The following is a 14,274-nucleotide window of genomic DNA, read 5'->3' as shown; positions in this document are numbered from 1 at the left end:
CGGTCTTTGCAATCGATGATTGGTTGAATTCTAAACTACGCATCAAACCGAGATTACGGGTCTTGCCGTCGTCGACCGTTGATCCCATGCGTCCCACCGATCCCGGGACGTTTTGCGGAAGACAGGCCGATGCACGGATCCATGCGCGAGATCGCCGAACGCGCGACATTTCAAAGCTTTGCCAATTGCTATCGGCGGGAAGTCGACCCCGGCGTGTCCTCCGCGCTGGGGCCGGAGCGCGGTGAGCGGCACAACTATATCGAATGGTCCTGCCCGATGGCGGCGGCGACACTGCGCGCCGAGATCGAGCGCAACTCGCTGTGCGGGCCGCTCCGGTTCGGGCGCGTCTTCATCTGCCGCGCCCAGGAGAATGCCTGGCGCGAAATCGCGCCGCTGCGCGCGCTCTATTTGATGGTCCAGGAATGCTATGCGGCGATGGGCGTGGAACGGGCGGACGGCCTGCGCGACGAAGAAGCCGAACTGCTCGGCCGCGTGCTCACGAGCTATCACTGCATGGTGGACAGCCTTCAGCGGGCTCCCGGTCCCGGCAGCTTGAACTTTATCGACTGCGAACAGAGCCTGGTGTTCGGACATTGGCTGCACCCGACGCCGAAGAGCCGCCAGGGCATGACCGACTGGCAGCGGCCCGCTTACGCGCCCGAGCATCGCGGTCGCTTTCGGCTCGCGTTCTTCGCGGCCGATGCGGCACTGCTGCGCCGGGGCGAAGCCGACGACGTCTCCCTGCCCGGCATTCTCGACGCGTTGATTCCACCGGATCAACGCCCGGTGCTGCGATCGGACGAGGCGCTGCTTCCCTTGCATCCGCTCCAGGCCGAAGCGGTGATGCTCGATCCGGCGATCGCGGAGCTGGTGGCCCAGGGGCGGCTGCGGCGGCTCGGCGCGATCGGTGCCGAATTCTCGGCCACCTCCTCGGTCCGCACGGTCTACAATCCCGATGTCCCGTGGATGCTGAAATTCTCGCTGCCGGTCCGGATCACCAATTCGTTGCGCGTCAACCGAATGCCCGAACTGCGCGCCGGCGTCGCGATGTCGCAGCTCTTCACCCGTGCCGAGGCCGCCGCACGCCATCCCCGATTCAAGCTGATCAGAGATCCGGCCTACCTGACCCTCGATCTGCCGGGGCGCCGGGAAAGCGGGTTCGAGGTGATCTTCCGCGAAAATCCGTTCACCACGGGAAACGAGCACAGCGGAGTCGCGGTCGCGGCACTGACCGCCGATCCGCCGCCGGGCGCGCGTTCCAGGCTCGAGCGCATCGTGCGCGAGCTGGCGGCGCGCAGCAACGAGACGGTGGGAAGCACCTGCCGACGATGGTTCTCGGCCTATCTCGACTGCGCGCTGGATCCGCTTGTCCGGATCTACGACGAGCTCGGCGTCGCATTCGAAGCGCATCAGCAGAACGCCCTGCTCGACGTTTCCTCAGGACTCCCGACGATATTCTACTATCGGGACAACCAGGGCTTCTATCTGTCGAATGCGCACCGCGACCGACTGACCGCGCTGGTGCCGGAAACGGCCGATATCGGCGGCTTGTATTTCGACGACCGGGTGATCCAGGAGCGCTTCGGCTACTACCTGATCGTCAACCAGGTCTGTTCGGTGATCGCCCGAATGGGCCAGGACAGGCTGATCGACGAGGAGGCGCTGCTCGCGATTCTGTGCGAGCGACTGGACCACCTCGGCCGCGAACTGACAGGCGTCGGCGCCGAATTCGCCGCCGGGCTTCTCGACCGCCCGACCGTCGCCGCCAAAGCCAATCTCCTGACCCGAATGCTCGACATCGACGAACTGGAAGCCGAAGACGGCCGCGCGATCTACGTGCAGTTACCGAACCCGCTGTTGGCCGGTCGTCGTGCCCCGCGAGCCGGAGGCGTTCGTGTCGCTGCCCTGTGATCTCGTCGGCCGTCCGGAGGAGCGAGTGGTGCGCCAGCTCACCGCGGCGGCGCTGTACGAAAACCTGTTCGGGCCCGTCGACCTCACCCCGTGCCCGCCTCGGCGCTTCGAATGGTGGAGCAACGGCCGGGCGTGGCGCGCGCGCGGCCGGATCGGCGCCTTCGGCCGGCCGCGGCTCGAAACCGGAAAGGTCGAATGGCTCGCCAGCGATGGATGGCGCTCGGCTTCGATCGCGGATGTCGTTGCAGCCCTGCCGGGCGCGGCCTCCGCGAGAGCACTGCTGCGTCGCGAGCTCGAGCAGACTGAGGCCCTGATGCGATGGAACCATCGCCATATTCGGCGTCGCGACCGGCGACGGATGGCTTTCTCCGAACTCGACGCGGCGGTCGATGAAGGGCATCCTTACCACCCCTGCTTCAAGTCGCGCACCGGATTCGACGAGCGGGACCATCAGCTCTACGGGCCGGAAGCGGGCAACGCCTTTCAGTTGGTCTGGCTCGCCGTCGCGCGCGAGGAACTGCATCTGTCGCTGCCCGAGCCGGAGGAGACGTTCTGGAAATGTCAGCTCGGCGCCGAGGAGCTGAATCGGATTTCAGCGCGCGCCGCCTCGCTCGGCCTCGACCGGCGACAGTTCGGCTTGATACCGATCCATCCCTGGCAATGGCGGCATCTGGCGGAAGATCGACTGCGTCCCCTGATCCGATCCGGGCGCGTGCACACGTTGGGAGCGGCGGGCGATCCGTATCGCGCCAGCCAATCGGTGCGCTCGCTCAGCAACGCGTGCGACCCGCGCCGCACCGGCGTGAAGCTGGCGCTGGGCATCGTCAACACCTCGACACGCCGTCACCTCGAGCCGCATTCGGTCGGCACCGCGCCGGTCCTGTCCCGCTGGCTCGGCGACATCATCGACAGCGACCCGCTGTTTCGATCCCGCTACCAGATCGATATCCTCCGTGAATTCGCCGGTGCGATCGTCGATCGCGACGGCCCGCTCGGCGGCGAGGTCGCCGCAATCTGGCGCGAAAGCGTCGAGAGCAAGCTCGCCGACGGCGAAGCAGCGGTGCCGTTCAACGCGCTGATGGCGATCGAGTCCGACGGCCGCCCCTTCATCGAGCCATGGCTGGACCGCTACGGCGTCAAGCCATGGCTCGATCGCCTGATCGAGGTCGCGGTGCTGCCGGTGTGGCGGCTGCTCGTAGTCCACGGCATTGCGACAGAGGCGCACGGACAGAACATGGTGCTCGTCCATCGCGACGGCTGGCCCGAACGGCTGATCCTGCGTGACTTCCACGACAGCCTGGAATTCGTGCCGGAGTTTCTGGCCGATCGCGGATCGGCGCCGGACTTCGCAGCCCTCCATCCCGACTACCGCAATGCGCTCCCCAACCAGTATTATTGGATGCAAAACCCCGCCGACCTGCGCGACCTGTTCGTCGATTGCCTGTTCGTCTTCAATCTCGCCGAGATCGCACATCTCGTACATAGCTGCTACGGCGTGGACGAAACCACGTTCTGGCACAGGGTGACGCGTCATCTCGCCGCCGATATCGCCGAGCACGACCTGGGCGACCGCGTGGCACAGCTCGGCTTCGGGACGCGACAGATCCTGATCGAGAGCCTGTTGGCACGCAAGCTCGGCCTCGCGGACGATCTCCAGCGCGCTGCGCACAATCCCCTCGCCGGCTTCGCGCCGATCGCACGAGAATACGCATGATCCGGATCGACGACAAATTCTACGACCGCGCGGTGATGCAGACCATGAGCCGGCGCGCAGCGGCCGCGGTCGGTGTCGCAGATCACGGGCTCAGCTTCGCCGTCCGCATGTCCGACACCGCAGACTATCTGTCGCTGTTACTTGCGATCCGCGAGGCCGGCGCCAGCGCATTGCCGATCCATCCTTCGACGCCGCACGCTGCGGCCCGCAGGCTTGCCACCGATTTCGGTTGCCACCGGCTGGTGACCGACGGCTTCGCCGTCGAGCAACTCGGCGCAGCCGGCCCCGGCCCCGGCGGATTGCTGCAAACGACCTCCGGAACCACCGGAGAACCGAAACGGATCATCCGGACCTGGTCCGAAATCGACCGGGAAATCGAGAGCTATGTGGCGACCTTTCACGCTCCGGAAACGATGAGTCCCGTGGTCGCCTGTCCGGTCACGCACTCCTACGGGCTGATCTGCGGGGTGTTCGTCGCGCTTCGGCGCGGACAGGTGCCGCAGGTGGTCGGCACCGGCAATCCGAAATACCTGATCGCCCGCCTTCGCGACACCACGCGCCCGCTGCTGTATTCGTCGCCCGCCATGCTGCACGCGGTCGCCCGCCTGCTGCCGGAGGGCGAAACGATCTGCGCCGCCATGACCTCGGGGACGGTGCTGCCCGAAACCTGGCTCGCCACGATCCGGGCTCGGACCACACATCTGTTTCAGCAGTACGGCTGCTCGGAAGCAGGATGCGTCGCGATCAATCCCGATCTCACGGCGTCGGGCGACATGGGGTTTGCGTTGCCCCACCATCGCGTCGAAGCAGGCGACGGTGCTCAGCCGCGGGAGATCGTCGTGCATACCGGCGACCGAACGATCCGGACCGCCGACCTCGGCTACACCAGACCCGACGGCATGCTGGTGTTCGTGGCGCGCCTCGACGACACCATCAACGTCTCCGGACTCAACGTCTATCCAAAGGAGGTGGAGGACGTCGTGATGGCGATGCCCGGAGTGACCGACGCGGTCGCGTTCCGGCGGCTCGATCCGTTCGCGGGCGAACGCGTCGCGCTGGCCTTCAGCGCCGAACACGATGTGTCGCCCGCGGCCTTGCGCGAATGGTGCATTCAGAACCTTGCCGCACATCAGGTGCCGATCGAAACGGTGCGCCTCGCCCGCCTGCCGCGGCAGGCGAACGGCAAGATCAATCGGCGGGAGATCGCGGCGCTGCACGCCGCAGGTCGCCTCGAGCTCTCGGCGGAGGACATCGTGGCATGACCCGAGAACAGATCACGGCCGCGATCCGCCAGATCCTCGCAGAGCGAATGAACAACCAGCACCTCGATGGGTTCGGCCCGCAATCGCGGCTGAATGCCGATCTCTATCTCGACTCGGTGTTGATGCTGGACCTGCTTTTGGATCTGGAGCTCGGTCACGGCATCGCCGTGCCGGACGACTTGGTCGCCGGCTCGAAGATCGAGACGGTCGGCGATCTGGTTGATCTATTGGTCCCGGCCAGTTCACTCGACACCAGAGCCGAAGGCGCCGCCCAGCCGGCGGCCTTCGACGTCCATGCCGACGTCTATCCGGACATCAAGGTCCATTGCGTCGTCTCTTGTCTGTGCGATGCGGTGAAAGCGGCGGGCCTCGATCACCGGCCGATGTATTTCGGCATCTGGGACGCCGACTTCGCCGTCTCGGAGCGACACCAACTGCGCTACCATGCGCCGCAGATCAGCCACGACGTGTTCTGCCGCTGGTTTCACCGGCTCTACGGCGTGCGCGTCACCGAGTGGTACGATCACTCTGCACCGAAACAGGTCAATATCACCAAGCTGCTCGGTCTGATCGCTGCGCGCCGTCCGACCGAGAGCGTGATGGTGATGCTGGACATGTTTCACCTGCCGGAGCGCGAGAACAAGTTCAACCAGAACCCCTTCCCGCATTTTCTGATGGTGGAGGCGACGGCGGACCCGCATGTCTGGCAGGTGCGCGATCCGGATTTTCGCTGGGAAGGACCGATCGAACGCGATCGCGTCATCAATGCCGTCGCCCAACCGAGCGTCGCCGGCGGCTACATGTTCGATCGCCGCGCGGTGCGGCTCCCGGCAGCGGCCGATATCCGGGACTACTTCCTCACCTGCTTCGTGGCGGACGACAATCCTTTGATCCGCCGCGTCCGCGATATCGTCGACGTTCATCTCCAACGCCGTGACGGCCTATGCGTGGCAGAGCTGAAGACTGCGCTACGCGAACTCCCCGTACTGTCGATCCGCAAATGGGCCTACGAGCACGGCTTCGCCTTCTTCTGGCGATCGCTTCGGCTCCCGAACGACGAGTTCCTGGTTTGGTGCGACAGGATCGAAGAGCTCGCACTCGGCCTGCCGGCATTGCATCTGAAGATCCTGCGGCTGGCGCAAACCGGCGATGCGGATTGCGCCGCAGACGTCTACCGGACGCTGGACAGCCTCGACGCGCTCGAGACCGCGATCAAGGCCAGGCTGCATGCGGTGTTTCTCGACTGGTGCGTCGATCTGGGGCTGGCACGGACGCCGATGTCTGAACGCAGGGCGGGGTTACGTCGATGAAGCTCTCGGTCTGCACCATCACCTTCCGGCATCAACTGCTGTCCTTCGGCGAGATCGCCGACTGGGCGCGCGGCAGCGGGTTCCACGGCGTCGAACTGTGGGCGGCACATGCGCGCGGGCTGCTGCGGACACATCCGCAATACGGCGCCGGCTGGCTGGCCGGGTACGGCCTCTCGGTACCGATGCTGAGCGACTACCTGCCCACGGACGGCGACGCCGCCGAGATCCGCCGCCGCACGGTCGGACTCTGCCGACTCGCGGAGCACTGGTCGGCACGCAAGATCCGCACTTTCGCCGGCAATATCCCGAGCCGCAGCATGTCGCGTAGCGAGCGCAGATCGCTGGCGCATCGCCTTCGCGACATCGCCGCCGTCGTGCACGACCACGGCATCCGGCTCCTGGTCGAGACCCATCCGAACACGTTGGCGGACGGTCTCGAGCCGACGCTGTGCATGTTGGCCGATGCCGACCACCCGGGGCTCGGCATCAATTTCGACGCGCTCCATGTCTGGGAAGCCAACGACGATCCGGTTCAGGCCCGCTGCGCGCTGGCGGAATTCATCGGCCACTATCATCTGAAGAACGTTCGCGCGCGCAGCGAACTCGGAGTGTTCGCGCCCGAAAATGTCTATTCCGCCGCCGGCACCCGGGAGGGTATGGTGCCGTTGTTCGACGGCGCCATGGACTACGACAATTTCCTGTCGGCCATGGCGGCCGAGAGCGAAGCGGAAGCCTCGCTCGAATGGTTTGGAAACAATTGTTTCGAGACGTTGGTTCAAGATCGGATCGCCGTTCTCGCTCATCTCGGTTCGACGATGCGCGGCCCAGGTTCGCCGGAGGCGCGACGAAGCCGTTCCTCAACGACGGGAGCCGCGAATTCGGCTCCCGGCCTCGCCTGAGACAAAGGCCCTCAATGCTGTTCTCCCGCATCTTCGCCGTGCTGATCGCCCTCGCCCTTCCGACAGCGGCGATTGCCGAAACCGTGCAGATCCAGACGGCCCAGGGACTGGCCACGGTACCCGCCAGACCGCACCGCGTTGCCGTGTTCGACATGGCCGCGCTCGACACGTTGCACCTGCTCGGCGTGAAGCCGGCGGGCGTACCGGATCGTGTCTTCCTGCCCGAGCTGAAGCCTGCCGCCGCCGGCGGCGAGGTCGTGGGCACCCTGTTCGAGCCCAATCTGGAAGCCCTGAGTGCGCTCGACCCCGATCTGATCATCCTCGGCGGGCGATCGTCGCCGAAAGCCAAATTCACCTCGCGCATCGCTCCCACCATCGACATGACGATCGACGGGCAGGATCTCGTGCGCGACGCCGAAGCCCGCCTCGATGCCTATGGCCGCCTGTTCGGCCGCGAACAGGCCGCCGATGAGGCACGGCAGAAATTCCGGGCGGCCGTGGCCGCCGCGCGCGACGCCGCCAAGGGCAAGGGGCGCGCCCTGATCCTGATGACCAACGGCCCGAAGATCTCCGCCTTCGGCGTCGGTTCGCGGTTCGGCTGGATTCACAGCACACTGGGAATCGAACCTGCGGTGACCGCGATGGCGGCGGCCATCCACGGCGAGGCGGTGTCCTTCGAGTTCGTTCGCAAGGCCGATCCCGACTGGCTGATCGTGGTCGATCGTGCGGTCGCCATTGGAACCGGCGACAGTCAGGCGCACGCGACGCTCGACAACGAGCTGGTGCGCGACACCAAGGCCTGGAAGCGCGGCCAGGTGATCTATCTGCCCGCCGCCGATCTGTACATCGCGGGCGGCGGCATCCAGGCCATGACCCGCGTTCTCGCAGCCGTCACCCGCGGGTTTTCGGCCGCGCAATGACGACCGTCGAACGAACGGCACCGCGCCTTGCGGGCGCGGCGGCACTCCTCGTTCTGGCGGGGCTTTGCGCGATCAGCATTTTCGTCGGCGTCGGCGACGTGTCGCCGCGCGAGGCGTTCTCGGATCCCGAGGCGTTGTATCTCATCGCCGCGAGCCGCCTGCCGCGCACCCTCGCAGCGATCCTGACCGGCGCCGGCCTCGCGATCGCCGGCCTGGTGATGCAGACGCTGGCGCGCAACCGCTTCGTCGAGCCGGCGACGGCGGGCACCGGACAAAGCGCAGCCCTCGGCATTCTGATCGTCACGCTCCTGCTCCCTTCCGCCTCGATCGCGACCAAGACGCTGGTGGCGAGCCTCACGGCTCTCGCCGGCACCTCGTTGTTCCTGGCGATCGCCCACCGCCTGCCGCCGACGCAGCCGTTCCTGGTGCCGCTGTTCGGGCTGGTCTATGGCGGTGTCGTCGGCGCAGCCGTCACGTTCGTCGCCTGGCACACCGACCTGCTGCAGTTCATCGAGATCTGGACGCATGGCGAGTTCTCCGGCGTGCTGCGCGGCCGCTACGAACTGCTGTGGGTCTCGGCGGCGGTTCTGGCCGTGACGTGGGTGTTCGCCGATCGTCTGACCTTGATGTCGCTCGGTCGAGACGTCAGCGTCGGGCTCGGCCTCGACTACGCGCGCATGATGCAGATCGGACTGGCCATCATCTCCGTCGTCACCGCACTGACGGTCGTGATCGTCGGGCTGGTGCCGTTCGTCGGCCTCGTCGTGCCCAACATGGTCTCCCGCCTGATCGGCGACAACATGCGAATGCTGATTCCGTGGGTGGCGGGCAGCGGCGCGGCGCTGGTTCTGGCCTGCGATATCATCGGCCGGCTGCTGCACTTTCCGTACGAGATCCCGGTCGGCACCGTGCTCGGCGTCGTCGGTGCCGCATCCTTCCTGTGGCTTCTGTTGCGTCGGCCGTCGCATGCGTGACCGTTCCACGATCGTGCTGGCGGCGCTCGGCCTGATCGCGCTCGCGTGCATGTGCGCCTTCATGACGCTCGGCCTGCGCGGGAATCTCTGGTTCAGCCTCGAGCTCCGCTCCTTGCGCCTGCTCGCGCTCGTCGTCGTCGCGGTGTCGATCGCGGTATCGACAGTCGTATTCCAGACGGTGACCGCCAACCGCATCCTGACGCCATCGATCATGGGCCTCGACGCGCTTTACATCTTCAGCCAGTCGCTGCTGGTATTCACGATCGGCGGGTTCGGCTTCGCATCGCTCGATCCACGTATCAAATTCGCGGGCGAAGCCGTGGTGATGGTGGCGCTGGCCGCACTGCTGTTTCTGCCTCTGCTCAAGGCGCGCGTCGATCTGATCCTGATGCTGCTCGCCGGCGTTACCGTCGGCGTCCTGTTCCGCAGCCTGTCGTCGCTGCTCGCCCGGCTGATCGATCCGAACGACTTCGTGGTGCTGCAGGGGGCGAGCTACGCCAATTTCAGCAAAATCCACGGCGAGCTTCTGGTCGCCGCCGGCGTCCTGATGCTGATCGGCATCGCAATCGTCTGGCGGATGCGCCATACGCTCGACGTGTTGGCGCTCGGCCGCGACGCAGCGACCGGCCTCGGCCTGGAATGGCCGCGGGTCGTCGCCGCCACGATCATGCTGGTCGCCGCGCTGGTGGCCGTGTCGACCGCGCTGGTGGGACCGGTGGCGTTCTTCGGCCTGCTCGTCGTCGCGCTCGGTGAGCGGCTGATCGATACGCGGCGTCACGCGCTCCTGCTGCCTGCTGCGGCGCTGGTCGCGATCATCGTGCTGGTCGGCGGGCAGACGATCCTGCAGCACGTCCTCGGAGGGGCATCCACGCTCGGGGTCGTGATTGAATTTGTCGGAGGTTTGGTTTTCCTCGCAATGCTGCTGCATGGAGCCCGGCGATGATCGTCGTGAACAAGGTCTCGCTCGCCCATCAGGGCGCGGCAATCCTGAGAGACATCAATCTTGAGATCCCAGAGGCCGGCGTCACCGCGCTGATCGGGCCGAACGGTGCCGGCAAATCGAGCCTGTTGTCTCTGATCGCCCGCCTGCAGCCGCTCCAGACAGGCTCGATCAGCGTGGATGGCCTGCCGATCGGTCGCACCCCGAGCCGCGTCCTGGCCCGAACGCTGGCGATCCTGAGACAGGATCCGGCGATCGCGAGCCGCCTTCGGGTCCGCGAACTGGTGGCGTTCGGCCGTTTCCCGCACAATGGCGGCCGCGCGACGGACGAGGACCGGGCGCTGACCCAGGCGGCACTCGAGCGTTTCGATCTGACCGGATTTGCCGACCGCTTCATCGACACGCTGTCGGGCGGCCAGCGTCAGCTCGTTCTGGTGGCGATGACGTTCTGCCAGGGCACGCGATGGTTGCTGCTCGACGAGCCGCTCAACAACCTCGATATGTTCTTCGCACGCGAGCTGATGCGCGCGCTTCGCCAGATCGCCGACAGCGAGCGCCGCGCGATCGTGATCGTGCTGCACGACATCAATCAGGCCGTCACCTATGCGGATCACATCGTAGCGCTGAAGAACGGCGCCGTCGTTGCGAACGGCTCTCCCGACCTAATCGCCAATACGGCGAGCTTGCAGCGGATCTTCGGCTATGAGATGCCGGTCGAGACCTATCGCGGCAAGCCCGTCGTGCTCAACCACATATGACCCGTCGATGACCACGACCGCCGCATCCTATGATCGTTCCTGGCCGGGCACCGGCGCCGCCTCGGTCACGTCGAGCCGATCTGGTCGGGCCCGGCTGTTCGGCGAGAGCCTGGCGTGAAGACGAACTTCACATCGGACGGCGGCGACGACCGACAGCGCGCTGCGCGCGAGGCGACCGAATGGTTCGTCCGCCTCAACAATCCGCTGGCTGACGTCGAAACGCGGCGCGCCTATCAGGCCTGGCTGATGGCCGATCCCACCCATCCCGCCGCGATGCAGGACGTCACCGATTTGTGGGGCGCGCTCGATCAGCCCGCGGCGCGTCTGGCCGCCTCCGGCTGGCATCGCGCCGCCGCGGTGGCCGCGCCGCAGCCTCGCAAGCGGGCACGGATCGGAATGCGGTTGGCCGCCGTCACCATGGTCGCTGCGGTCGTCGTCGGCGTGACGCTCTGGCGCGATCCCGGCCTGATCGATCGGGCGTTCGCCGATGTTGCGACCCGCCCCGGCGAACGCCGGGAAGCCCGTCTCGCCGATGGCAGCCTCGCCGTTCTCGACGGCGATACTGCATTGACGAGCAAGATGGTCGGCGATCGCCGCGTGGTCACCCTGCTGCGCGGCCGGATCTGGTTCGACGTCGTCGCTGACCGTGCGCGTCCGTTCATCGTCCACGCCGGGCCAATCGACGTTCAGGTGCACGGCACCGCGTTCGAGGTCGACCGGGAGGCGGCAGCGGTCACGGTCGAGCATGGCAGAGTGGCCGTATCGGCGGCGGATGCGAACACGGGCCGTGGTCCGGTCGATCTCACGGACTGGCAGCGCGTCGCGCTGCAGGACGGCGACAGCGGCACTGCGACGCCTGTCGATCCCGAGCAGGCGTTCGCCTGGCGGCGCGGCCTGATCGTCGTCGACCGTGCGCCGCTGTCGCAGGTGGTCAAAGAACTCGACAAGATGGCACCGGGCCACGTCCTGATCGTCGATCCGGAATTGCGGCGGCTGACGCTGTCCGGCACGTTCCGAGCCGACGATCCGGGCGCGGTGCTGGAGGCACTGCGCAGCACCCTCGGGGTTCGGACTCTGTCGGTCCCGGGTTTCGCCACGTTGATTTATCGGTGATGCGCCCCTGTATTTTTACGGGATCTGTCTCCCCCGCCCGTTGATCACAAGGGGTCATTCATCGCGTCCCCGAGCTACGTGGGGGACATCGAGACCATGCGAAGATTTGCCAGTGCAGCCGGATCGAGATGCGGGGCATCCATCTGTGCGCTGGCACTTGCGGTGAGCCAGGCGCCGGAGGCCCGGGCCGAGACCGCCACCACCTATGAATTCAGGATCGCCGCCAAGCCGCGGCTGTCCGCATTGGCCGACTTCACGACCGTTACCGGAATCCAGGTGATCCGGCGTGGCACGGGCGCGATCAGCGGCGCCTCGCGCACGGTCAGCGGACGATATCCCGCCGACGCGGCGCTGCGCGAGATCCTCGCCGGCTCCAACCTCACCTATCGCTTCACCGGACCGCGCACCGTGGCGATCGAGGCGCCCGAGGAGGCAACCGCCGACGCCGTCCCCGCCGGCAGCATCGCGCTGGATACGATCGACGTAGCCGGCGCCGGGCACGGTATCGGCCGCGACGGCGTCAGCGAGGTCATTATCACCAGCGTCGATATCGAGCGCCGCAACGCGACTGACCTCAAAGGCGTGTTCCGCGGCGAGCCGACCGTGATGGTCGGCTCCTCGCTGCCGATGTCCCAAAAACTCTATGTCCAGGGCATCGAGGAGACCAATCTGGCGGTGTCGATCGACGGTGCCCGCCAGAACAACAAGGTGTTCCACCACAATGCGACGACGATGATCGATCCGAGCCTGCTGAAGGCGGTGCGGATCGATGCGGGCGTCGCACCCGCCGACGCCGGCCCCGGCGCGCTCGGCGGCGCGATCACCTACGTCACCAAGGACGCGCGTGACTTCCTGCCCAACGACGGCTTCGGCGGCTCGATCAAATCGACCTTCAACTTCAACGGCAACACCTCGACCAACAATCTCACCGGCTACGGCCGCCAGGGCGGCTTCGAGGCGCTCGGTTCGTTCACCTACGCCAAAGGCAGCGAGTTCAAGGCGGGCAACGGTCAGCAGGTGCTCGGCACCGCGACCAACTTTCTGAGCGGGCTCGGCAAGATCGCCTACCAGACGACCGACGGCCACCGTTTCGCGATCAGCCACGAGCAGATCCGCGACGATGCCATCCGGCCGTTCCGGGCCAATGCCGTGCAGATCGTCGGCGGCAAGCCGACCCCCGCCGTGCGACCCTACGTGCTCGACCGCCAGAACACCGTTTTCACCTACACCACCGCCGCCCCGGAAGGCTGGTGGGATCCCAAATTCGTGCTGGGATACAATCGTTCGAAAGTCGCGGTCGACCAGTACAGCGGCGCCACGCTCGCGACGTACAGCTACACCAGCGAGGGGATCACCGACAGCCTCAACGGCAAGCTCGAAAACAGGTTCGCAGTTTCGATCGGCGATATCGTCGCCGGTGTCGACTTCTACCGGGACGGCGCCTCGTACATCGACCGAAGCTATCGGACCGCGGAGAATGCCGACAATGTCGGTGCCTATGCCCAGGCCCGGCTGAAGCCGTCGGACCGTACCAAGCTCTCGTTCGGTGTGCGCGGCGATCACCAGACATTCGCCGGCGTCAACGGCTTCCGCTCCAGCGATCAGGGACTGAGCGGCAACATCTCGGGCGAATATGAGCTGACCAGCTTTCTCAGCGCCAAGGCCGGCTATTCGCACGTCTGGGCCGGCGTTCCGCTCGCCGAGAACTACGTGCAGAACCCGGCCTGGATCTACGGCGCCGGGCCGAAATCGGTCACCTCCGACAACTCCGTCGCGGGGCTGATCGCCCACTACGGCGGACTGCGGATGGAAGCGGGCGTGTTCCGCACCCGGATCGCCGATGCGCGGGTGCCGCTGTGGGCCGCCGATATGGCGTTGCGGGCCTTCGACGTGCGCACACAAGGCTTCCACATCGGCGGCACCTACAATTGGGGCGACGGTTTCGCCCGGGTGCAGTTCGTGCGGACCGAGGCGGAAATCGACGGCAAGCCGGCGGACACCTACCTCGGTCAATATCTCACAGCGCCGATCGGCGACGTCCTGACGTTTCAGTTGGCGCACACCATCGTCCCATTGGGACTGACGATCGGCGGCGACGTCGAAATCGTGTTCGACTACGACGAATTGCTCAATCCCGTCACCGGCATCGGCAAGCTCGATGGCTACGAGGTCTTCAACGCCTTCGTCGAACGCCGCTCGCGCGACGTGCCGTCGCTGACGCTGCGCGGCGAGGTGAGAAATCTGTTCAACCGAACCTATGCGGCGCGAGGCACCTACGGCCTGGAATACGGCAGCGGCCTGGTGCGGCCGCTCTACGAGCCAGGACGCTCGTTCCTGGTCAGCGCCAGGCTGGAGTTCTGACCCATGCACCAGCCTCCCGCCACGACGTCCGCATCACCCCTGACCTCAGGGAGTTACCAAGCCGCCGACCAAGACTTGGAACGAGACCTGAAACGAGACTTGGAGCGAGACT

At 66.2% G+C, this 14,274-nt stretch carries 11 protein-coding genes; all 11 read left to right on the top strand.

Going from position 1 to position 14,274, the window contains the following annotated elements; translation table 11 throughout:
- Positions 1–129 precede the first annotated feature (129 nt).
- The 11 genes from FLL57_RS07250 (at position 130) to FLL57_RS07200 (ending at position 14,162) form a co-directional block, all read left to right on the top strand.
- A complete protein-coding gene (locus FLL57_RS07250) occupies positions 130–1,911 on the top strand; it encodes an IucA/IucC family protein (RefSeq protein WP_142882530.1) in 1,782 nt (593 codons plus the stop codon).
- On the top strand, positions 1,895–3,625 hold the full coding sequence (locus FLL57_RS07245; RefSeq protein WP_142882529.1) for an IucA/IucC family protein: 1,731 nt from the start codon (positions 1,895–1,897) through the stop codon (positions 3,623–3,625). Before FLL57_RS07250 ends, FLL57_RS07245 begins: the two co-directional genes overlap by 17 nt.
- The gene (locus FLL57_RS07240; protein ID WP_142882528.1) at positions 3,622–4,887 is read left to right on the top strand and encodes an AMP-binding protein; all 1,266 of its coding nucleotides are present in this window, start codon (positions 3,622–3,624) and stop codon (positions 4,885–4,887) included. Before FLL57_RS07245 ends, FLL57_RS07240 begins: the two co-directional genes overlap by 4 nt.
- Positions 4,884–6,197: a DUF6005 family protein gene (locus FLL57_RS07235; RefSeq protein WP_142882527.1), complete on the top strand. Its 1,314-nt coding sequence runs from the start codon at positions 4,884–4,886 to the stop codon at positions 6,195–6,197. Before FLL57_RS07240 ends, FLL57_RS07235 begins: the two co-directional genes overlap by 4 nt.
- Positions 6,194–7,096, top strand: a complete 903-nt coding sequence (locus tag FLL57_RS07230; protein WP_142882526.1) for a sugar phosphate isomerase/epimerase family protein — start codon at positions 6,194–6,196, stop codon at positions 7,094–7,096. Before FLL57_RS07235 ends, FLL57_RS07230 begins: the two co-directional genes overlap by 4 nt.
- A 14-nt stretch (positions 7,097–7,110) precedes the next feature.
- Positions 7,111–8,016, top strand: a complete 906-nt coding sequence (locus FLL57_RS07225) for a siderophore ABC transporter substrate-binding protein (protein ID WP_047309399.1) — start codon at positions 7,111–7,113, stop codon at positions 8,014–8,016.
- Positions 8,013–8,990: an ABC transporter permease gene (locus FLL57_RS07220; protein ID WP_013502882.1), complete on the top strand. Its 978-nt coding sequence runs from the start codon at positions 8,013–8,015 to the stop codon at positions 8,988–8,990. Before FLL57_RS07225 ends, FLL57_RS07220 begins: the two co-directional genes overlap by 4 nt.
- Positions 8,983–9,933, top strand: coding sequence for an iron chelate uptake ABC transporter family permease subunit (locus tag FLL57_RS07215; protein WP_142882525.1), 951 nt, complete (start codon positions 8,983–8,985; stop codon positions 9,931–9,933). The genes FLL57_RS07220 and FLL57_RS07215 overlap by 8 nt, the downstream gene beginning before the upstream one ends.
- Complete coding sequence (locus FLL57_RS07210; protein ID WP_013502884.1) at positions 9,930–10,688, top strand: iron ABC transporter ATP-binding protein; 759 nt, start codon at positions 9,930–9,932, stop codon at positions 10,686–10,688. Before FLL57_RS07215 ends, FLL57_RS07210 begins: the two co-directional genes overlap by 4 nt.
- 114 nt (positions 10,689–10,802) lie before the next feature.
- Positions 10,803–11,801, top strand: coding sequence for a FecR family protein (locus FLL57_RS07205; RefSeq protein WP_013502885.1), 999 nt, complete (start codon positions 10,803–10,805; stop codon positions 11,799–11,801).
- Positions 11,802–11,963: 162 nt separating this feature from the next.
- Positions 11,964–14,162, top strand: coding sequence for a TonB-dependent receptor (locus FLL57_RS07200; protein WP_235677235.1), 2,199 nt, complete (start codon positions 11,964–11,966; stop codon positions 14,160–14,162).
- Positions 14,163–14,274: the final 112 nt, after the last annotated feature.

It is taken from the genome of Rhodopseudomonas palustris (assembly GCF_007005445.1).
Classification (GTDB): Bacteria; Pseudomonadota; Alphaproteobacteria; order Rhizobiales; family Xanthobacteraceae; genus Rhodopseudomonas; species Rhodopseudomonas palustris_G.
The sequence above is the reverse complement of the archived record's forward strand: the minus strand, read 5'-3'. Positions and strand labels throughout refer to the sequence as shown.

Coding starts and splice junctions, on each gene's coding strand:
- FLL57_RS07250 (WP_142882530.1), top strand. CDS start 130: ATGCACGGATCCATGCGCGAGATCGCCGAACGCGCGACATTTCAAAGC.
- FLL57_RS07240 (WP_142882528.1), top strand. CDS start 3,622: ATGATCCGGATCGACGACAAATTCTACGACCGCGCGGTGATGCAGACC.
- FLL57_RS07235 (WP_142882527.1), top strand. CDS start 4,884: ATGACCCGAGAACAGATCACGGCCGCGATCCGCCAGATCCTCGCAGAG.
- FLL57_RS07230 (WP_142882526.1), top strand. CDS start 6,194: ATGAAGCTCTCGGTCTGCACCATCACCTTCCGGCATCAACTGCTGTCC.
- FLL57_RS07225 (WP_047309399.1), top strand. CDS start 7,111: ATGCTGTTCTCCCGCATCTTCGCCGTGCTGATCGCCCTCGCCCTTCCG.
- FLL57_RS07220 (WP_013502882.1), top strand. CDS start 8,013: ATGACGACCGTCGAACGAACGGCACCGCGCCTTGCGGGCGCGGCGGCA.
- FLL57_RS07215 (WP_142882525.1), top strand. CDS start 8,983: ATGCGTGACCGTTCCACGATCGTGCTGGCGGCGCTCGGCCTGATCGCG.
- FLL57_RS07210 (WP_013502884.1), top strand. CDS start 9,930: ATGATCGTCGTGAACAAGGTCTCGCTCGCCCATCAGGGCGCGGCAATC.